The 18202-nt window shown below is 58.2% G+C and carries 16 protein-coding genes and 1 pseudogene; 14 read left to right on the top strand and 3 right to left on the bottom strand.

Annotated elements, in window-relative coordinates:
- Positions 1-94: 94 nt before the first annotated feature.
- Both GO007_RS02530 and phrB read left to right on the top strand, forming a co-directional pair.
- Positions 95-583, top strand: a pseudogene (locus GO007_RS02530) (DUF1722 domain-containing protein); the annotation flags it as partial.
- A gap of 27 nt (positions 584-610) precedes the next feature.
- Positions 611-2053 (top strand): deoxyribodipyrimidine photo-lyase, encoded by a 1443-nt coding sequence (phrB, locus tag GO007_RS02535; protein ID WP_095095120.1) that lies wholly within the window; start codon positions 611-613, stop codon positions 2051-2053.
- Here phrB and dtpD read toward each other — a convergent pair.
- Complete coding sequence (gene dtpD / locus GO007_RS02540) at positions 2025-3503, bottom strand: dipeptide permease DtpD (protein ID WP_095095123.1); 1479 nt, start codon at positions 3501-3503, stop codon at positions 2025-2027. The two genes, phrB and dtpD, sit on opposite strands and share 29 nt — an antisense overlap.
- Positions 3504-3773: 270 nt before the next feature.
- Here dtpD and GO007_RS02545 point away from each other — a divergent pair, with 270 nt between their 5' ends.
- From GO007_RS02545 to nei, 6 genes are read left to right on the top strand one after another with little or no spacing between them, the layout of a single operon-like run.
- Positions 3774-4517, top strand: a complete 744-nt coding sequence (locus tag GO007_RS02545; protein ID WP_095095125.1) for a type 2 GTP cyclohydrolase I — start codon at positions 3774-3776, stop codon at positions 4515-4517.
- Positions 4518-4531: 14 nt separating this feature from the next.
- Positions 4532-5188: a 5-oxoprolinase subunit PxpB gene (gene pxpB, locus GO007_RS02550; protein ID WP_095095128.1), complete on the top strand. Its 657-nt coding sequence runs from the start codon at positions 4532-4534 to the stop codon at positions 5186-5188.
- Entirely contained in the window at positions 5182-6114 is a 933-nt protein-coding gene (gene pxpC / locus GO007_RS02555) for a 5-oxoprolinase subunit PxpC (RefSeq protein WP_095095132.1), read from the top strand. Before pxpB ends, pxpC begins: the two co-directional genes overlap by 7 nt.
- Positions 6104-6850 carry a 5-oxoprolinase subunit PxpA gene (gene pxpA, locus GO007_RS02560; RefSeq protein WP_095095134.1) on the top strand — a complete coding sequence of 249 codons (747 nt, stop codon included), beginning with the start codon at positions 6104-6106 and terminating at the stop codon, positions 6848-6850. The genes pxpC and pxpA overlap by 11 nt, the downstream gene beginning before the upstream one ends.
- A 49-nt stretch (positions 6851-6899) precedes the next feature.
- Positions 6900-7544: a pyroglutamyl-peptidase I gene (gene pcp, locus GO007_RS02565; RefSeq protein WP_095095137.1), complete on the top strand. Its 645-nt coding sequence runs from the start codon at positions 6900-6902 to the stop codon at positions 7542-7544.
- Between the two features lie 15 nt (positions 7545-7559).
- Positions 7560-8351 (top strand): endonuclease VIII, encoded by a 792-nt coding sequence (gene nei / locus GO007_RS02570; RefSeq protein WP_095095142.1) that lies wholly within the window; start codon positions 7560-7562, stop codon positions 8349-8351.
- 99 nt (positions 8352-8450) lie between these two features.
- Here the strand turns inward: nei and gltA are convergent, their stop codons facing one another.
- Both gltA and GO007_RS29690 read right to left on the bottom strand, forming a co-directional pair.
- Positions 8451-9734, bottom strand: a complete 1284-nt coding sequence (gltA, locus tag GO007_RS02575) for a citrate synthase (RefSeq protein ID WP_095095145.1) — start codon at positions 9732-9734, stop codon at positions 8451-8453.
- 180 nt (positions 9735-9914) lie between these two features.
- Positions 9915-10046 carry a hypothetical protein gene (locus GO007_RS29690; RefSeq protein ID WP_421672170.1) on the bottom strand — a complete coding sequence of 44 codons (132 nt, stop codon included), beginning with the start codon at positions 10044-10046 and terminating at the stop codon, positions 9915-9917.
- 324 nt (positions 10047-10370) lie between these two features.
- Here GO007_RS29690 and sdhC point away from each other — a divergent pair, with 324 nt between their 5' ends.
- The 6 genes from sdhC to odhB all read left to right on the top strand — a co-directional run bounded on the left by sdhC (position 10371) and on the right by odhB (position 18164).
- Positions 10371-10775 (top strand): succinate dehydrogenase cytochrome b556 subunit, encoded by a 405-nt coding sequence (sdhC, locus tag GO007_RS02580; RefSeq protein ID WP_045854497.1) that lies wholly within the window; start codon positions 10371-10373, stop codon positions 10773-10775.
- Positions 10769-11116 carry a succinate dehydrogenase membrane anchor subunit gene (sdhD, locus tag GO007_RS02585; RefSeq protein ID WP_041144632.1) on the top strand — a complete coding sequence of 116 codons (348 nt, stop codon included), beginning with the start codon at positions 10769-10771 and terminating at the stop codon, positions 11114-11116. The genes sdhC and sdhD overlap by 7 nt, the downstream gene beginning before the upstream one ends.
- Positions 11116-12882, top strand: coding sequence for a succinate dehydrogenase flavoprotein subunit (gene sdhA / locus GO007_RS02590; RefSeq protein ID WP_095095151.1), 1767 nt, complete (start codon positions 11116-11118; stop codon positions 12880-12882). Before sdhD ends, sdhA begins: the two co-directional genes overlap by 1 nt.
- Before the next feature lie 15 nt (positions 12883-12897).
- Positions 12898-13614 (top strand): succinate dehydrogenase iron-sulfur subunit SdhB, encoded by a 717-nt coding sequence (gene sdhB, locus GO007_RS02595; protein WP_095095154.1) that lies wholly within the window; start codon positions 12898-12900, stop codon positions 13612-13614.
- 507 nt (positions 13615-14121) lie between these two features.
- Positions 14122-16929 (top strand): 2-oxoglutarate dehydrogenase E1 component, encoded by a 2808-nt coding sequence (sucA, locus tag GO007_RS02600; protein ID WP_045854500.1) that lies wholly within the window; start codon positions 14122-14124, stop codon positions 16927-16929.
- A 14-nt stretch (positions 16930-16943) separates the two neighbouring features.
- Positions 16944-18164 carry a 2-oxoglutarate dehydrogenase complex dihydrolipoyllysine-residue succinyltransferase gene (odhB, locus tag GO007_RS02605; protein WP_095095157.1) on the top strand — a complete coding sequence of 407 codons (1221 nt, stop codon included), beginning with the start codon at positions 16944-16946 and terminating at the stop codon, positions 18162-18164.
- The last annotated feature ends 38 nt before the right edge of the window (positions 18165-18202 follow it).

The following is an 18202-nucleotide window of genomic DNA, read 5'->3' on the forward strand; positions in this document are numbered from 1 at the left end:
CCGTCGACTGACAAAGCAACCGCCGGTTTTCCGGCGGTTTTTTTTCGCCCGTTGTGGCTTACACTGATAGCTCTTTAACGATAAAGGAGCCGTCATGAGCGATAACTGGCTAGAGGATGATGACAAAACCCGTTTTTACACCCTGCGCGAGCTGGATAATCTGCGCCGCGATGGGCTGACCCGGGGCCGGCTGATGGATTTTCACAGCCGCTATAAGCTGTTGCTGCTGGCCCATTCACAGCCTGAATACCGCCAGATTGGTCCCTTCATGGCGGAGATCGCCCGATGGCCGTCGCTGGAGGAGTTTTTTGTTGCCTATCGCGAGCGGCTGGTGAAGCTGCTGGCCCATCCGTCCACTCGCGCCAATCACACCAACGTGCTGATGCACGTTCAGGGCTACTTCCGCGAACATTTGACTGCACAGCAGAAGCAGGAGCTGACGTCGCTGATTGACGAATATCGCCGCGGCCAGCAGCCGCTGCTTGCGCCGGTGAGCCTCCTCCAACACTATATGAGCGAATTTCCCGATCCCTGGCTCGCCGGCCAGCGCTATTTCAACCCCTGGCCTGAGTTGCAGGACTAACGAGACGCTATTAAGAGCAGGAGTTTTATGGCCACCCATCTGGTCTGGTTTCGCGCGGATCTGCGCATTCACGATAATCTGGCGCTGGCTGCGGCCTGCCGCGATCCCGACGCCAACGTTCTGGCGCTATTTATCGCCACGCCCGAACAGTGGCGTCAGCACGGGATGGCGCCGCGTCAGGCGGCGTTTATGGTCAGCCATTTGCGGAGCCTGCAGGCCGCGCTGGCCGAGCGCGGTATCGCGCTGCAGGTGGCGCAGGCGACCGATTTTGCCGCCAGCGTCGCGCTGCTGGCCAGGTTCTGCGAGGAGCAGCAGGTCAGCCATCTGTTTTACAACTATCAGTATGAAATCAATGAGCGCCAGCGCGACGCGGCGGTGGAGAAAACGCTGGGCCGCGTGGTGTGCCAGGGATTTGACGACAGCCTGCTGCTGGCGCCTGGCAGCGTGCTGACCGGCAGTCGTGAAATGTATAAGGTGTTCACGCCGTTCAAAAACGCCTTTATCCGCCGTCTGCGCGAGATGCTGCCGGAGTGCGTGGCGGCGCCGAAGGTGCGTAAAAACGGGCCGCTGACGCCGGCTGCCCTCGCGGAGATTGACTACCCGCAGACGGCGTTCGACCCGCTGCTGTTTGCCGGCGATGAAAAAGCCGCCATCGCCAGCCTGCGCGCTTTTTGCCAGCAGAAGGCCGCCGATTATGACCAGCAGCGCGACTTTCCGGCGCTGGAGGGTACCAGCCGGCTTTCGCCGTGCCTGGCGATTGGCGCGCTCTCGCCGCGCCAGTGCCTGCATCGTCTGCTGGCGGAGCAGCCCGGCGCGCTGGACGGCGAGGGCGGGGCGGTGTGGCTCAACGAGCTTATCTGGCGCGAGTTCTATCGCCACCTGATGGTTTACTACCCGGGGCTGTGCAAGGGGCGGCCGTTTATCTCCTGGACCGACAGGGTGGCGTGGCTCGACGATGAGCCGGGGCTGGAGGCGTGGCAGGAGGGGCGTACCGGCTTTCCGATTGTCGATGCCGCTATGCGTCAGCTCAACGCGACGGGCTGGATGCACAACCGCCTGCGGATGATTGTTGCCAGCTTTCTGGTTAAGGATCTGCGCGTCGACTGGCGCGCCGGCGAGCGCTATTTCATCAGCCAGCTGATCGACGGCGATTTAGCCGCCAATAACGGTGGCTGGCAATGGGCGGCGTCTACCGGCACCGATGCGGCGCCCTATTTCCGCATCTTCAACCCCACGACCCAGGGCGAGAAGTTCGATAAAGCGGGAAGGTTTATTCGCCAATGGCTGCCGGAGCTGGCAGCGGTGCCGGAAAAGGCCCTGCACCAGCCGTGGGTCTGGGCCGATAAGCAGGGCGTAACCCTGGCGTACCCGCGCCCGCTGGTCGATCACAAGCAGGCGCGGCTGGAGACGCTGGCCGCCTGGGAGGCCGCCAGCAAAGGCGCTACTCCAGCGCCAGGCGGCGGGTCCTGACCCGCAGCGAGTGATAGAGCCAGATTGCCAGCACCAGGCCGACGCAGGCCAGCGAGCCCCAGGTAATCTGGCTGAACACGTCGATGTAGGCCTCAATCGCGTAGTGCGCCGCCCCGGCCGAATCGAACGAAGCCTGCGACGTCTGATCGGCGATAACCCCCGCCAGATAGTTGGCGATGGCGCCGGAGAGCAGCATGTAGATGCCGGTCAGCACGCCGGTGACGCCGGGTATTTCAATCCGCGTAATCTGCGACATCGCCACCGGATCGATAAACAGCTCGGCAAAGCCCATTACCGCCAGCCCCAGCACCATCAGCGGCATTGAGGAGTGGCCGTAGGTGGCCGACCAGCGGGCGCTCAGCGTCAGGATACAAAAACCGGCGCTCATCAGGCCAAGGCCCAGCGCAAATTTGCCCCAGATGCGCACGGTGCGGTTGCCGCTGATATTCTCTTTGACCAGCCACGCCAGAACCATCCCGCAGAGCATCACCGCAAAGGCATTCACCGACTGGAACATCGCGGTCGGGACTTCGTAGCGCATAACATGGCGGTTAACGAAGCGGTCGATGTACAGGCTGATGGAGCTGCCGCCCTGCTGGGCAAAGGCCCAGAACAGCAGGCTGAAGCCGGTCAGGATGATAATCAGCCGCAGATCCCGGCGCTGTTTGGCGGTTTCCGCCCGCAGATAGATTCTTGCCAGCACCGCCAGGCCAATGACGGTGGCGACAATCAGCGCATAGACCGACCACTCCTGCCAGAACAGCACGGTAATCAGCAGCGGGGCGGCCACCAGCAGCACCAGCAGCCAGCCCCAGTTCGGCAGCATGAAGCGGCGGGCGCGCAGCGCCTGACGGTTGACGCCGGAGGTATGGCGAAAATGACGGCTGCCGCAGAGGAAAATCACCAGCCCGGCGATCATGCCGATGGCCGCCAGCGCGAAGCCCATCGCCCAGCTGTACTCTTCCTGCACGTATCCGCAGGCGATAGGCGCGATAATGGAGCCGATGTTGCCCGCGGCGTACATCAGCGAGAAACCGCCGTCGCGACGCGGATCGGTCGGCTCGTATAGCTCGCCGAGCAGGCAGCTGACGTTGGACTTAAACAGTCCGTAGCCGCAAACGATAATGGCCAGCGACAGGTAGAGGAAGGTGGGGGCGATTTCGCTGGCGCCGAGCACCAGGTGGCCAATAGCCATCAGCAGCGCGCCGATCATCACCGCCATGCGGTTGCCTAACAGCTTATCAGCCAGAAAACCGCCGAGGATCGGCGTAACGTAAACCAGGGAACAGTAGGCGCTGAAGAGGGCGTAGGCGTGGTTATCATCATACTTAAGCTGATTGGTGAGATACAAAATCAGCAGCGCCCGCATACCGTAAAAACTGAAATATTCCCAGATTTGCAGCGCGACGACGTAGTAGATGGCGCGTGGCTGCGATGATTGTGTATTCATGTAACGCTCAGTTCCTGCCGTAAAGCGAAAGTCGATCTTCCTGCATGAATAGCGCTTTAGTAGTGGAATTCATGGTCTTAAAGGCTTTCTGATTATTTAATATGCTGTAATAGTGCATAAATATACACGAATGCGCGATGGGGAAGGTAGACAAATTGCGGCTTTAAGCTAAAAGTCAAAATAGAGGGCGTCGCGAGCGTGCTATCGACGGTCAGCGCGGTTATCGTTATGTTATCTTCGCAGATAACCTGACGACCTGATGGAGCGGCAATGAAAAATAGCGAACTGGAACAACTCATTAACGAAAAGCTTAACAGCGCGACGTTCAGCGACTATGCGCCGAACGGCCTGCAGGTGGAAGGACGCGAGACGGTGCAAAAAATTGTCACCGGCGTGACCGCCAGCCAGGCGCTGCTGGATGAGGCCGTGCGCCTGCAGGCGGATGCGGTGATTGTCCATCATGGCTATTTCTGGAAGGGAGAGGCGCCGGCTATCCGCGGCATAAAACGCCAGCGCCTGAAAACCCTGCTGGCCAATGATATCAATCTCTACGGATGGCACCTGCCGCTGGATGCTCATCCTGAACTGGGCAATAACGCGCAGCTGGCCCAGCTGCTGGGTATCACCATTATGGGGGAGATTGAGCCCCTGGTGCCGTGGGGCGAACTGTCGATGCCGGTCTCCGGCCTGGAGCTGGCCTCGTGGGTTGAAGCGCGTTTGGGACGTAAACCGCTGTGGTGCGGCGATACCGGGCCGGAAAAAGTCTCGCGGGTGGCGTGGTGCACCGGCGGCGGTCAGGGCTTTATCGACAGCGCGGCGCGCTTTGGCGTCGATGCCTTTATTACCGGCGAAGTTTCGGAACAAACCATTCACTCGGCGCGCGAGCAGTCGCTGCATTTTTATGCCGCCGGGCACCATGCAACCGAGCGCGGCGGCATTCGCGCCCTTAGCGAATGGCTGACGGAAAATACCGATCTGGACGTCACGTTTATTGATATCCCTAACCCGGCCTGAAGGGAGAGAGAAAAGTGCAGCGAGCGCGTTGTTATCTGCTAGGCGAAACGGCGGTAGTTCTGGAGCTGGAGCCCCCGGTTACGCTGGAAAGTCAAAAGCGCATCTGGCGCCTGGCCCAGCGGCTGGTGGATCATGAAGATGCGGTGGACGTTATACCGGGCATGAATAATATCACCGTGGTGCTGCGCCACCCGCAGCTCATGGCGTGGGATGCGATTGAACGTTTGCAGCGCTGGTGGGAAGAGAGTGAAGCCCTTGAGCCTGAGTCGCGGGAGATTGCGATCCCGGTCATCTACGGCGGAGAAGCGGGGCCCGACCTCGCCGAGGTGGCGCGCCACTGCGGGCTGACGGAGAAGCAGGTGGTTGAGCTGCACTCGTCGGTGGAGTACGTGGTGTGGTTCCTCGGCTTCCAGCCGGGTTTTCCCTATCTCGGCGGCCTGCCGGAACGGCTGGCAATGCCGCGCCGCGCGGAGCCGCGTCTGCAGGTCGCGGCGGGTTCAGTCGGTATCGGCGGCGCGCAAACCGGCATCTATCCGCTGGCGACGCCCGGCGGCTGGCAGCTGCTGGGGCGGACGCCGCTGGCGCTATTTGATGCGCAGCGCAAGGAGCCGGCGCTGCTGCGGTCTGGGGACAGAGTACGCTTCGTGCCGCAAAAGGAGGGCCTATGTTGAAGATGATTCGCGCAGGGATGTATACCTCGGTGCAGGACGGCGGCCGGGAAGGGCAGCGCCAGTCGGCTATCAGCCGCTGCGGCGCGCTGGATAAGCCGGCGCTGACCATCGCTAACCTGCTGGTGGGGAATGACGCCAACGCGGCCGCTCTGGAGATCACTCTTGGGCAGGTGGATATTGAGTTTGAACAGGACTGCTGGTTTGCGCTGACCGGCGCCGCCTGTGAGGCGACGGTGGGCGGCAAGCCGGTTTGGATCGGCTGGCGGACGGCGGCGCAAGCCGGCCAGCATCTGGTGCTAAAGAACCCTCAGCACGGCATCCGCAGCTATCTGGCGGTGGCGGGGGGCATCGACGTGCCGCTGGTGCTCGGTTCTCGCAGCACGGACCTGAAGGTCGGGATCGGCGGGCTGGAGGGGCGGCGCCTGAAGGACGGCGATCGGCTGACGTCGGGCAAGCCGTCCCGCCATTTCAGCGGCCCGCAGGGCGTCAAACAGCTGCCCATCGGCAACCGCATTCGCGCGCTGCCCGGGCCGGAATATCATGAGTTCGACAGTACCTCGCAGGCCTCTTTCTGGCGTTCGCCGTGGCAGCTGAGCGCGCAGAGCAACCGGATGGGCTACCGCCTGCAGGGACAGCCGCTTACGCGCACGACCGATCGCGAAATGCTCTCTCACGGCCTGCTGCCCGGCGTGGTGCAGGTGCCGCATAGCGGCCAGCCGATTGTGCTGATGAACGATGCGCAAACCACCGGCGGCTATCCGCGTATCGCGAGCATCATTGAGGCGGATATGTACCAGCTGGCGCAAATTCAGTTGGGTCAGCCGATTCACTTTGTTTCCTGTTCGCTGGAGGAGGCGCTGAAAGCGCGCGCCGACCGCCAGCGTTACCTGGACCAGCTGGCGTGGAGGCTTAACGATGAAGATTGACCTTAATGCCGATCTTGGCGAAGGCTGCGCCAACGATAGCGCTCTTTTGCAGCTGATCTCTTCCGCCAATATCGCCTGCGGCTTTCACGCCGGCGATGCGCTGCTGATGCATCAGTGCGTGCGCGAGGCGCTAAAAAACGGCGTTGCGATTGGCGCGCATCCGGGTTATCCGGACCGACAAAACTTTGGCCGTACCGCGATGCAGCTACCGCCGGAGACGGTTTACGTCCAGACGCTGTACCAGATTGGCGCCCTGGCCGCGATTGCCCGCGCCGAGGGCGGCGATCTGCAGCACGTCAAGCCGCACGGGATGCTGTACAACCAGGCGGCAAAAGAGGCTCCGCTGGCGGATGCGATTGCCAGAGCCGTGCGTGATTTTAATCCCGAGCTGGTGCTGATTGGGCTGGCGGGAAGCGAGCTGATTCGGGCAGGCCAGCATTACCGGCTATCCACCCGCCAGGAGGTTTTCGCCGATCGGGGATATCTGGCCGACGGCAGTCTGGTGCCGCGTTCACAGCCCGGCGCGATGATTGCCGACGAGGAGCAGGCGCTGGCGCAAACGCTGGAGATGGTGCAGCACCAGCGGGTGCGCAGCGTGACCGGCGAGTGGGCGCACGTCATGGCTGAAACCGTTTGTCTGCACGGAGACGGGGAGCACGCGCTGGAGTTTGCCCGCCGTTTACGCGCGGCGTTTGCCGGACGCAACATTCAGGTCAGCGCGGCGTTGGAAGAGTAGCCAGATAGTGACAACCTACGATGACGATGCAGGGAGAGGAAAAGGGAGCATGGCTGGCGTATTGATTACCGGTTTCGAGCCATTTGACGGCGAAGCGCTTAACCCTTCATGGGAAGTGGTAAAGCGACTTGATGGCGCTATTATTGCCGGAGAGCGCGTCGTGGCGCGACGGCTGCCCTGCGTTTTTAACGAGGCGCTGACGGTGCTTCACGCCGCGCTGGATGAGCTCAACCCCGCGTTGACCCTTGCCGTTGGCCAGGCGGGAGGGCGGGCTGATATTACCGTTGAACGCGTGGCGATAAACATCGACGATGCGCGGATCCCGGATAACAAGGGCCAGCAGCCGATCGATCTGCCGATCGTGGCCGGCGGTCCGGCCGCCTGGTTTAGCAGCGTGCCGATCAAAGCGATCGTCGCCGCGCTGCGCCAGCAGGGCATTCCCGCATCGGTATCACAAACGGCGGGGACGTTCGTGTGCAATCACGTGATGTACGGTTTGCTGCACCGGCTGCAGGGTAAAGCTGGCGCAAAAGGCGGCTTTATTCATATTCCGTATCTGCCGGAGCAGGCTGCGGCCCATCCCGGCGAGGCGAGTATGGCGCTGGAAACGATACGAGCGGCGCTGGAAACGGCGATTGCCGTGGCTCTGACCCACGACGACGATCTCAGCCTTACCGGCGGCGCGACGCACTAACAGAAGGACGACATTATGCCGGAAGGTCCGGAAATCCGCCGCGCGGCGGACAGCCTGGAATTGGCGATTAAAGGCGAGCCCCTGACCGAGGTGTGGTTTGCCTTCCCGCAGCTGCAGCCCTGGCAGCCTGAGCTGGTGGGCCAGTGGGTGACGCATATTGAGACGCGCGGCAAAGCGCTGCTGACGCATTTCTCCGGCGGGCTGACGCTGTACAGCCACAATCAGCTGTACGGCGTGTGGCGCGTGGCGGCGGCAGGAGAGCAGCCGTCGACCAACCGCATTTTGCGCGTCAGGCTACAGACGGCGGAGAAGGCGGTGCTGCTCTACAGCGCTTCGGATATTGAAATATTGACCCCGGCGCAGCTGGCAGTACACCCTTTCTTACTCCGGGTGGGCCCCGACGTGCTGGATATGACCCTGACGCCTGAAGAGGTAAAGGCCCGTCTGCTATCGGCAAAATTCCGTCAGCGTCAGTTTTCCGGCCTGCTGCTGGACCAGGCATTCCTCGCCGGGCTGGGCAACTATCTGCGCGTCGAAATCCTCTGGCAGGTGGGGTTGACCGGGCGGCACAAGGCCTCGGAGCTGACGGACGGGCAGCTTGATGCTCTGGCGCAGGCGCTGCTGGAGATCCCGCGTTTATCCTACAGTACCCGCGGCCAGGTGGATGACAATCTGCATCATGGGGCGCTGTTTCGTTTTAAGGTTTTCCACCGCGACGGCGAGCCCTGCGAACGCTGCGGCACGCTTATCGAGAGAACCATGCTCTCATCCCGACCGTTCTACTGGTGCCCCGGCTGCCAGCTTTAAAGCGCTTGCTAACCCTGCGCGTAGACGGGCAAGCGCCTATCGCGAGCAGCCATAAAAAAACGCGCCCTGAAGGCGCGTTTTTTGTTGCCGAAATCTGGCTTAGTGCTTGATGTCGCACTTGAAATCGCGTTTGTCGTAGCCGGTGTACAGCTGACGCGGACGGGCAATTTTCATGCCGTCGCTGTGCATTTCGTTCCAGTGGGCAATCCAGCCTACGGTACGCGCCATCGCGAAGATAACGGTAAACATGGAGGACGGAATGCCCATCGCTTTCAGGATGATACCGGAGTAGAAATCGACGTTCGGATAGAGTTTCTTCTCGATGAAGTACGGGTCGTTGAGCGCAATATGCTCAAGCTCCATCGCCACTTCCAGCAGATCGTCTTTGGTGCCCAGCTCTTTCAGCACTTCATGGCAGGTTTCACGCATTACGGTGGCGCGCGGGTCGTAGTTTTTGTACACGCGGTGGCCGAAGCCCATCAGGCGGAAAGAGTCATTTTTATCTTTCGCGCGACGAACAAATTCCGGAATGTGTTCAACGGAGCTGATCTCTTCCAGCATCTTCAGCGCCGCTTCGTTTGCGCCGCCGTGCGCCGGTCCCCACAGGGAGGCGATGCCCGCAGCGATACAGGCGAACGGGTTCGCGCCTGAGGAGCCTGCGGTACGGACGGTTGAGGTCGAGGCGTTCTGTTCGTGGTCAGCGTGGAGGATCAGAATACGGTCCATTGCGCGTTCCAGTACCGGATTTACCTCATAGGTTTCACACGGCGTGGAGAACATCATGTTGAGGAAGTTACCCGCGTAGGAGAGGTCGTTGCGCGGATAAACAAAAGGCTGGCCGATTGAATATTTGTAACACATGGCTGCCATTGTCGGCATTTTGGACAGCAGACGGAACGCTGCGATATCACGGTGGCGCGGATTATTAACGTCCAGGGAGTCGTGATAAAACGCCGCCAGCGCGCCGGTAATACCGCACATCACCGCCATCGGATGCGAGTCGCGACGAAACGCATGGAACAGACGGGTAATCTGCTCATGGATCATGGTGTGGCGGGTAACGGTGGTTTTGAACTCTTCGTACTGGGCCTGATCCGGTTTTTCACCGTTCAGCAGGATGTAGCATACTTCGAGGTAGTTGGACTCGGTCGCTAGCTGATCGATCGGGAAACCACGGTGGAGCAGAATACCTTCATCACCGTCGATAAAAGTGATTTTAGATTCACACGATGCGGTTGAAGTGAAACCAGGGTCAAAGGTAAATACGCCTTTTGAACCAAGACTACGAATATCAATAACATCCTGGCCGAGCGTGCCTTTTAGCACATCCAGTTCGATAGCAGTATCACCACCTAGGGTGATTTTTGCTTTTGCATCAGACATTTATGGTCTCCTTAGCGCCTTTATTGCTTAAGACTGCCGGGGGGGATTTGCCTTCGGCTCGTGCCTGATTACGTTACCAGTTTGTTATGTTGCACACAGCTCTGCGACAGCGGAATTGGCAGGGTACAGAGCAAAGGCGCTTGATGGAACGTTTTCAGTTTACGACGAAATAACAGCAAATCAGCGTTTTAGCAGCCCGAATTTGAAAATCGTTATACCACTAATAACCGTCCTGATTACATTGGTCAATACCGTCACACTGTTGCATAACTTATTCTCAGGTGAAAGAGTGACCCCATAACTTTTGAGCATTATTGCATTTATCTGGTGATGGTTGTAACAAGAATGTTTAATATTTGTCAAATCAGGTGATTAAATTTTAAAATAATGTTGTTATCGTGATATTGATCACTGTTCGGGACAAAACCCGACAAACTATATGTAGGTTAATTGTAATGATTTTGTGAACGGCCTATACTGCCGCCAGGTCTCCGGAACACCCTGCAATCCCGAGCCACCCAGCGTTGTTTGGTCACGTTTTCGCTCCTGGAAAGGGGGTTATTCATGACTACAGGTTATAGAAAGGACGCTGTCTGACCCGCAAGCAGACCGGAGGAAGGAAACAATAAGAACAGCATGTGGGCGTTATTCATGGTAAGAAATGTGAAAAAACAAAGACCTGTCAATCTGGATCTGCAAACGATCCGGTTCCCAATCACGGCGATAGCGTCCATTCTCCATCGCGTATCCGGTGTGATCACCTTCGTGGCGGTCGGGATTCTGCTTTGGCTGCTGGGCACCAGTCTTTCCTCTCCCGAAGGTTTCCTCACTGCAGCATCCATTATGGATAGCTTCTTCGTGAAATTCATTATGTGGGGCATTCTGACCGCATTGGCTTATCACGCTGTGGTTGGTATCCGCCACCTGATGATGGACTTTGGCTACCTGGAAGAAACCCTCGAAGTAGGGACACGCTCCGCCAAGATTTCTTTTGTTATTACTGTCGTGCTTTCACTTCTCGCAGGAGTCCTCGTATGGTAAGCAACGCCTCAGCACTGGGACGCAACGGCGTACATGACTTCATTCTGGTTCGTGCCACCGCTATCGTTCTGACCCTCTACATCATCTATATGGTCGGCTTTTTTGCCACCACGGGTGAAATTTCATGGGAAGTCTGGACGGGTTTTTTCTCCTCCGCGTTCACTAAAGTCTTCACCCTGTTGGCCCTCGTCTCCATCCTGATCCACGCCTGGATCGGTATGTGGCAGGTACTGACGGACTACGTTAAACCACTGGCTGTGCGCCTGGTTCTGCAACTGCTTATCGTTGTTGCGCTGGTGGCTTACGTTCTTTATGGATTTGTTGTGGTGTGGGGTGTGTAATGAAATTGCCTGTCAGAGAATTTGATGCTGTTGTGATTGGTGCTGGTGGCGCAGGTATGCGCGCGGCGCTGCAAATTTCCCAGAGCGGCCAGTCCTGTGCGCTGCTCTCCAAAGTGTTCCCTACTCGTTCCCATACCGTTTCCGCTCAGGGTGGCATCACCGTTGCGCTCGGTAATACCCATGAAGATAACTGGGAATGGCACATGTACGACACCGTAAAAGGGTCGGACTATATTGGCGACCAGGACGCCATTGAATATATGTGCAAAACCGGTCCGGAAGCGATTCTCGAACTGGATCATATGGGCCTGCCGTTCTCGCGTCTCGAAGATGGCACCATTTATCAACGTCCGTTTGGCGGCCAGTCGAAAAACTTCGGCGGCGAGCAGGCGGCACGTACCGCGGCGGCGGCTGACCGTACCGGCCACGCCCTGCTGCATACCCTGTATCAGCAAAACCTGAAAAACCACACTACTATCTTCTCCGAATGGTACGCGCTGGATCTGGTGAAAAACGCCGACGGCGCGATCGTTGGCTGTACCGCGCTGTGTATCGAAACCGGTGAAGTGGTCTACTTCAAGGCCCGTGCGACCGTGCTGGCTACCGGTGGTGCAGGTCGTATTTATCAATCAACCACTAACGCCCACATCAACACCGGCGACGGCGTTGGGATGGCTATCCGCGCCGGCGTTCCGGTGCAGGATATGGAAATGTGGCAGTTCCACCCGACCGGTATCGCCGGAGCCGGGGTGCTGGTCACCGAAGGCTGCCGCGGTGAAGGCGGCTATTTGCTGAATAAACACGGCGAACGCTTCATGGAGCGCTATGCCCCGAATGCGAAAGACCTGGCGGGTCGTGACGTGGTGGCGCGTTCCATCATGATCGAAATCCGTGAAGGCCGCGGCTGCGATGGTCCGTGGGGCCCGCACGCCAAGCTGAAGCTTGATCATCTGGGCAAAGAAGTTCTCGAATCCCGCCTGCCGGGTATCCTCGAACTGTCGCGTACCTTTGCGCACGTTGACCCGGTTAAAGAGCCGATTCCGGTTATCCCAACCTGCCACTATATGATGGGCGGTATTCCGACCAGAGTAAGCGGCCAGGCGCTGACCGTTAACGAGCAGGGCGAAGATGTCGTTATCCCTGGGCTGTTCGCCGTCGGCGAAATTGCCTGCGTATCGGTCCACGGCGCTAACCGTCTGGGCGGCAACTCGCTGCTTGACCTGGTGGTGTTCGGCCGCGCGGTCGGCGTGCATCTGCAGGAATCTATCGCCGAGCAGGGCGAGCTTCGCGACGCGACGGAAGAAGAAGTTGATGCTTCTCTGGCGCGCCTGAACCGTTGGAACGGCAACCGTAACGGCGAAGACCCGGCCGAAATCCGCAAAGCGCTGCAGGAATGTATGCAGCACAACTTCTCGGTATTCCGCGAAGGCGATGCGATGGCGAAAGGGCTTGAGCAGCTGAAGGCGATCCGCGAGCGTCTGAAAAACGCGCGCCTCGACGACACCTCCAGCGAGTTCAACACCCAGCGCGTTGAGTGCCTGGAGCTGGATAACCTGATGGAAACCGCATACGCAACGGCGGTCTCTGCCAACTTCCGTACCGAAAGCCGTGGCGCGCATAGCCGCTTCGACTTCCCGGAACGTGACGATGAAAACTGGCTGTGCCATTCCCTGTATCTGCCAGAGTCGGAAGCCATGACGCGTCGTAGCGTCAACATGGAACCGAAGCTGCGCCCGGCATTCCCGCCGAAGATTCGTACTTATTAATGCGGAGACAGGAAAATGAAACTCGAGTTTTCAATTTATCGTTATAACCCGGACGTTGACGATGCTCCGCATATGCAGGATTACAGCCTGGAAGCGGAAGACGGTCGCGACATGATGCTGCTGGACGCCCTGATGCAGCTGAAGGAAAAAGACCCGTCGCTCTCATTTCGTCGTTCCTGCCGTGAAGGGGTCTGTGGCTCCGACGGTCTGAACATGAACGGTAAAAACGGTCTGGCGTGCATCACGCCGATCTCCGCGCTGAATAAGCCGGGTAAGAAAATTGTTATCCGTCCGCTGCCAGGTTTACCGGTTATCCGCGATTTGGTTGTAGACATGGGGCAATTCTATGCACAATATGAGAAGATTAAGCCTTACTTGTTGAATAATGGGCAAAATCCTCCGGCTCGTGAGCATCTGCAGATGCCTGAGCAGCGTGAGAAACTCGACGGGCTGTACGAATGTATTCTGTGCGCATGTTGTTCAACGTCCTGCCCGTCCTTCTGGTGGAACCCGGACAAATTTGTCGGCCCGGCAGGATTACTGGCGGCGTATCGCTTCCTGATCGATAGCCGCGATACCGAAACCGACAGCCGCCTGGAAGGGTTGAGCGATGCTTTCAGCGTATTCCGCTGTCATAGCATTATGAACTGCGTCAGTGTTTGTCCTAAGGGGCTGAACCCGACGCGCGCCATCGGCCATATCAAGTCGATGCTGCTGCAGCGCAGTGCGTAAGTAACCCGGTCTGTCCCGGATGGCGCTATCGCTTATCCGGGCTACCCGAAGCAGTAGCCCCGGCAGCGTTTGTGCCGCCGGGAAATGAATACCCTAAATAATTCGAGTTACAGGAAGGCGGCGACGCCGCGAATCCCCAGGAGCTTACTCAAGTAAGTGACTGGGGTGAGTGAGGAAAGCCAACGCACATGTAACTTGAAGTATGAAGGGGATGGCAGGAAATCTTTAAAAACCGCCAAATATGTACCAGTAATCAAGGCGTTCAGAGCGAGGTAAGGCGGCAACTGAACGCATCCCCGGGAGCATAGTGAACTATGTGACCGGGGTAAGTGAAGGCAGCTAACGCAACCGCAGCCTGAACGCCGAAGATTAATGGCAGTTTTTAAAGGTTCCTTCGCGGATGCAGAAGCCACAACTCGTCCGCAACAAGTGAACCCCGGCACGTACAATCCATGTGCGTGGTAGTTTCTACGGCGAAATAAGCATATAAATGCTTAAGGGATCACGATGCAGAACGGCGCAATGAAAGCCTGGCTGGACTCTTCTTACCTCTCTGGTTCGAACCAGAGCTGGATAGAACAGCTCTATGAAGACTTCTTAACCGATCCTGACTCTGTTGACGCCAACTGGCGTTCTATGTTCCAGCAGTTACCTGGCACCGGAGTCAAACCGGATCAATTTCATTCCAAAACGCGTGATTATTTCCGTCGATTGGCGAAGGATGCCTCACGTTACACTTCTTCGATTTCCGACCCTGACACCAATGTGAAGCAGGTTAAAGTCCTGCAGCTCATCAACGCCTATCGCTTCCGCGGCCACCAGCACGCGAATCTCGATCCGCTGGGACTGTGGAAACAGGATAGAGTGGCGGATTTAGACCCGGCATACCACGATTTGACCGAGGCCGACTTCCAGGAAAGTTATAACGTAGGTTCTTTTGCCATCGGCAAAGATACGATGAAGCTGGGCGAGCTGCTGTCAGCGCTCAAACAGACCTACTGCGGCGCTATCGGCGCGGAATACATGCATATCACCTCTACTGAAGAGAAGCGCTGGATCCAGCAGCGTATTGAATCGGTAGCAGGGAAAGCCAGCTTTACCGCTGAAGAGAAAAAACGCTTCTTAAGCGAACTGACCGCCGCTGAAGGTCTGGAACGCTACCTTGGCGCGAAATTCCCGGGCGCGAAACGCTTCTCGCTGGAAGGCGGCGATGCGCTGATCCCGATGCTGAAAGAGATGATCCGCCACGCTGGCAAAAGCGGCACCCGCGAAGTGGTGCTGGGCATGGCGCACCGCGGCCGTCTGAACGTGCTGGTCAACGTCCTCGGTAAAAAGCCGCAGGATCTGTTTGACGAGTTCGCCGGCAAGCATAAAGAACATCTCGGCACCGGCGACGTGAAGTACCACATGGGCTTCTCTTCCGATATGGAAACCGAAGGCGGTCTGGTACACCTTGCGCTGGCGTTTAACCCGTCGCACCTTGAGATCGTCAGCCCGGTGGTTATCGGTTCCGTGCGCGCCCGTCTGGATCGTCTGGACGAGCCAAGCAGCAATAAAGTGCTGCCGATTACCATTCACGGCGACGCCGCGATAACCGGTCAGGGCGTGGTTCAGGAAACGCTGAACATGTCGAAAGCCCGCGGTTACGAAGTGGGCGGTACCGTACGTATTGTTATCAACAACCAGGTGGGCTTCACCACCTCGAACCCGCTGGACGCGCGCTCTACGCCGTATTGCACCGATATCGGTAAAATGGTTCAGGCGCCGATCTTCCACGTTAACGCGGATGACCCGGAAGCCGTGGCTTTTGTTACCCGCCTGGCGCTGGATTTCCGCAATACCTTCAAACGCGATGTTCTGATCGACCTGGTGTGCTACCGCCGTCACGGCCATAACGAAGCCGACGAGCCGAGCGCAACCCAGCCGCTGATGTACCAGAAAATCAAAAAACATCCGACTCCACGCAAAATCTATGCGGACAAGCTGGAGCAGGACAAAGTGTCGACGCTGGAAGACGCCACCGAGCAGGTTAACCTCTACCGTGATGCGCTGGATGCCGGCGAATGCGTGGTAGAAGAGTGGCGTCCGATGAACCTGCACTCCTTTACCTGGTCGCCGTACCTCAACCACGAGTGGGATGAGAGCTACCCGAGCAAGGTGGAGATGAAGCGCCTGCAGGAGCTGGCTAAGCGTATCAGCACCGTGCCTGAAAGCATTGAAATGCAGTCTCGCGTCGCCAAAATCTACGGCGATCGTCAGGCGATGGCTGCCGGCGAGAAGCTGTTTGACTGGGGCGGTGCGGAAAACCTGGCTTATGCGACGCTGGTCGATGAGGGTATTCCGATTCGTCTGTCCGGTGAAGACTCCGGTCGCGGTACCTTCTTCCACCGCCACTCGGTTATTCATAACCAGGTGAACGGCTCAACCTATATTCCGCTGCAGCACGTGCATAACGGCCAGGAGCATTTTAAAGTCTGGGACTCCGTGCTCTCTGAAGAAGCGGTTCTGGCGTTTGAATACGGCTATGCAACCGCTGAACCGCGCACTCTGACCATCTGGGAAGCCCAGTTCGGCGACTTCGCCAACGGCGCCCAGGTTGTTATTGACCAGTTCATCAGCTCCGGCGAGCAGAAATGGGGCCGGATGTGTGGCCTGGTGATGCTGCTGCCGCACGGCTACGAAGGCCAGGGCCCGGAGCACTCCTCCGCGCGTCTGGAACGCTATCTGCAGCTCTGCGCCGAGCAGAATATGCAGGTCTGCGTACCGTCGACCCCGGCTCAGGTTTACCACATGCTGCGTCGTCAGGCGCTGCGCGGTATGCGCCGTCCGCTGGTGGTGATGTCACCGAAATCGCTGCTGCGTCACCCGCTGGCGGTTTCCAGCCTCGATGAGCTGGCAAACGGCACCTTCCTGCCGGCGATCGGCGAAGTGGACGATCTTGACCCGAAAGCCGTGAAGCGCGTGGTGCTGTGCTCTGGTAAAGTTTATTACGACCTGCTGGAGCAGCGTCGTAAAAACGACCAAAAAGATGTCGCTATCGTGCGCGTAGAGCAGCTCTATCCGTTCCCGCATCAGGCGGTACAGGAAGCGCTGAAGCCTTATGCGCAGGTGCATGATTTTGTCTGGTGTCAGGAAGAACCGCTCAACCAGGGCGCGTGGTACTGCAGCCAGCATCACTTCCGCGAAGTGATTCCATTTGGGGCCTCTCTGCGCTATGCAGGCCGCCCGGCCTCCGCCTCTCCGGCGGTAGGATATATGTCCGTTCACCAGAAACAGCAACAAGATCTGGTCAATGACGCGCTGAACGTCGATTAATTAAAGGATACATAATGAGTAGCGTAGATATTCTGGTTCCCGATCTGCCTGAGTCCGTAGCTGACGCGACCGTTGCAACCTGGCATAAAAAACCGGGCGATAGCGTCCAGCGTGATGAAGTGCTGGTGGAAATCGAAACTGACAAAGTGGTACTGGAAGTACCGGCATCAGCGGACGGCATTCTGGAAGCAGTGCTGGAAGATGAAGGCGCGACCGTGCTTTCTCGTCAAATTCTTGGTCGTCTGCGCGAAGGCAACAGCGCGGGCAAAGAGTCCGGCGCGAAAGCCGATGCTAAAGAGTCCACCCCGGCTCAGCGTCAGCAGGCTTCTCTGGAAGAGCAGAGCAACGATGCGCTCAGCCCGGCGATCCGTCGCCTGCTGGCTGAACATAACCTCGATGCGAGCGCGATTAAAGGCTCCGGCGTTGGCGGCCGTCTGACCCGTGAAGATGTTGAAAAACATCTGGCGGCAGCGCCGGCTAAAGCGGAAACCAAAGCGCCGGCTGCGGCCGCTGCTCCGGTTGCTCAGCTGGGCCACCGTTCTGAAAAACGCGTTCCGATGACCCGCCTGCGCAAACGCGTAGCCGAGCGTCTGCTGGAAGCGAAAAACTCCACCGCCATGCTGACGACCTTCAACGAAGTCAACATGAAGCCGATTATGGATCTGCGTAAGCAGTACGGCGACGCGTTTGAAAAACGTCACGGCATCCGTCTGGGCTTTATGTCCTTCTACGTGAAAGCGGTTGTGGAAGCGCTGAAGCGCTATCCGGAAGTGAACGCCTCCATCGATGGCGACGACGTGGTTTATCACAACTACTTCGACGTCAGCATGGCCGTATCGACGCCGCGTGGCCTGGTAACGCCGGTTCTGCGCGATGTTGATCTGCTGGGCATGGCGGATATCGAAAAGAATATTAAAGAGCTGGCAGTGAAAGGCCGCGACGGCAAGCTGACCGTAGAAGATCTGATTGGCGGTAACTTCACCATTACCAACGGCGGCGTCTTCGGGTCTCTGATGTCTACGCCAATCATCAACCCACCGCAGAGCGCAATTCTGGGTATGCATGCTATTAAAGATCGTCCGATGGCGGTCAATGGCAAGGTGGAAATTCTGCCGATGATGTACCTCGCGCTCTCCTACGACCACCGTCTGATCGATGGGCGTGAATCGGTAGGCTTCCTGGTAGCGATTAAAGAGCTGCTGGAAGACCCGACTCGTCTGCTGCTGGACGTGTAGCGAACATGGCCCGGCAGCGTTCAGCTTACCGGGCCAAT

The organism is Klebsiella sp. 10-1, assembly GCF_009758445.1.
Taxonomy (GTDB): Bacteria; Pseudomonadota; Gammaproteobacteria; order Enterobacterales; family Enterobacteriaceae; genus Klebsiella; species Klebsiella scottii.

What these genes read in the sequence shown, in the direction of transcription:
- phrB (WP_095095120.1), top strand. Translation starts at nt 611, where the DNA reads ATGGCCACCCATCTGGTCTGGTTTCGCGCGGATCTGCGCATTCACGAT.
- dtpD (WP_095095123.1), bottom strand. Translation starts at nt 3,503, where the DNA reads ATGAATACACAATCATCGCAGCCACGCGCCATCTACTACGTCGTCGCG.
- GO007_RS02545 (WP_095095125.1), top strand. Translation starts at nt 3,774, where the DNA reads ATGAAAAATAGCGAACTGGAACAACTCATTAACGAAAAGCTTAACAGC.
- pxpC (WP_095095132.1), top strand. Translation starts at nt 5,182, where the DNA reads ATGTTGAAGATGATTCGCGCAGGGATGTATACCTCGGTGCAGGACGGC.
- pxpA (WP_095095134.1), top strand. Translation starts at nt 6,104, where the DNA reads ATGAAGATTGACCTTAATGCCGATCTTGGCGAAGGCTGCGCCAACGAT.
- pcp (WP_095095137.1), top strand. Translation starts at nt 6,900, where the DNA reads ATGGCTGGCGTATTGATTACCGGTTTCGAGCCATTTGACGGCGAAGCG.
- nei (WP_095095142.1), top strand. Translation starts at nt 7,560, where the DNA reads ATGCCGGAAGGTCCGGAAATCCGCCGCGCGGCGGACAGCCTGGAATTG.
- gltA (WP_095095145.1), bottom strand. Translation starts at nt 9,734, where the DNA reads ATGTCTGATGCAAAAGCAAAAATCACCCTAGGTGGTGATACTGCTATC.
- GO007_RS29690 (WP_421672170.1), bottom strand. Translation starts at nt 10,046, where the DNA reads ATGCTCAAAAGTTATGGGGTCACTCTTTCACCTGAGAATAAGTTATGC.
- sdhC (WP_045854497.1), top strand. Translation starts at nt 10,371, where the DNA reads ATGTGGGCGTTATTCATGGTAAGAAATGTGAAAAAACAAAGACCTGTC.
- sdhD (WP_041144632.1), top strand. Translation starts at nt 10,769, where the DNA reads ATGGTAAGCAACGCCTCAGCACTGGGACGCAACGGCGTACATGACTTC.
- sdhA (WP_095095151.1), top strand. Translation starts at nt 11,116, where the DNA reads ATGAAATTGCCTGTCAGAGAATTTGATGCTGTTGTGATTGGTGCTGGT.
- sdhB (WP_095095154.1), top strand. Translation starts at nt 12,898, where the DNA reads ATGAAACTCGAGTTTTCAATTTATCGTTATAACCCGGACGTTGACGAT.
- sucA (WP_045854500.1), top strand. Translation starts at nt 14,122, where the DNA reads ATGCAGAACGGCGCAATGAAAGCCTGGCTGGACTCTTCTTACCTCTCT.
- odhB (WP_095095157.1), top strand. Translation starts at nt 16,944, where the DNA reads ATGAGTAGCGTAGATATTCTGGTTCCCGATCTGCCTGAGTCCGTAGCT.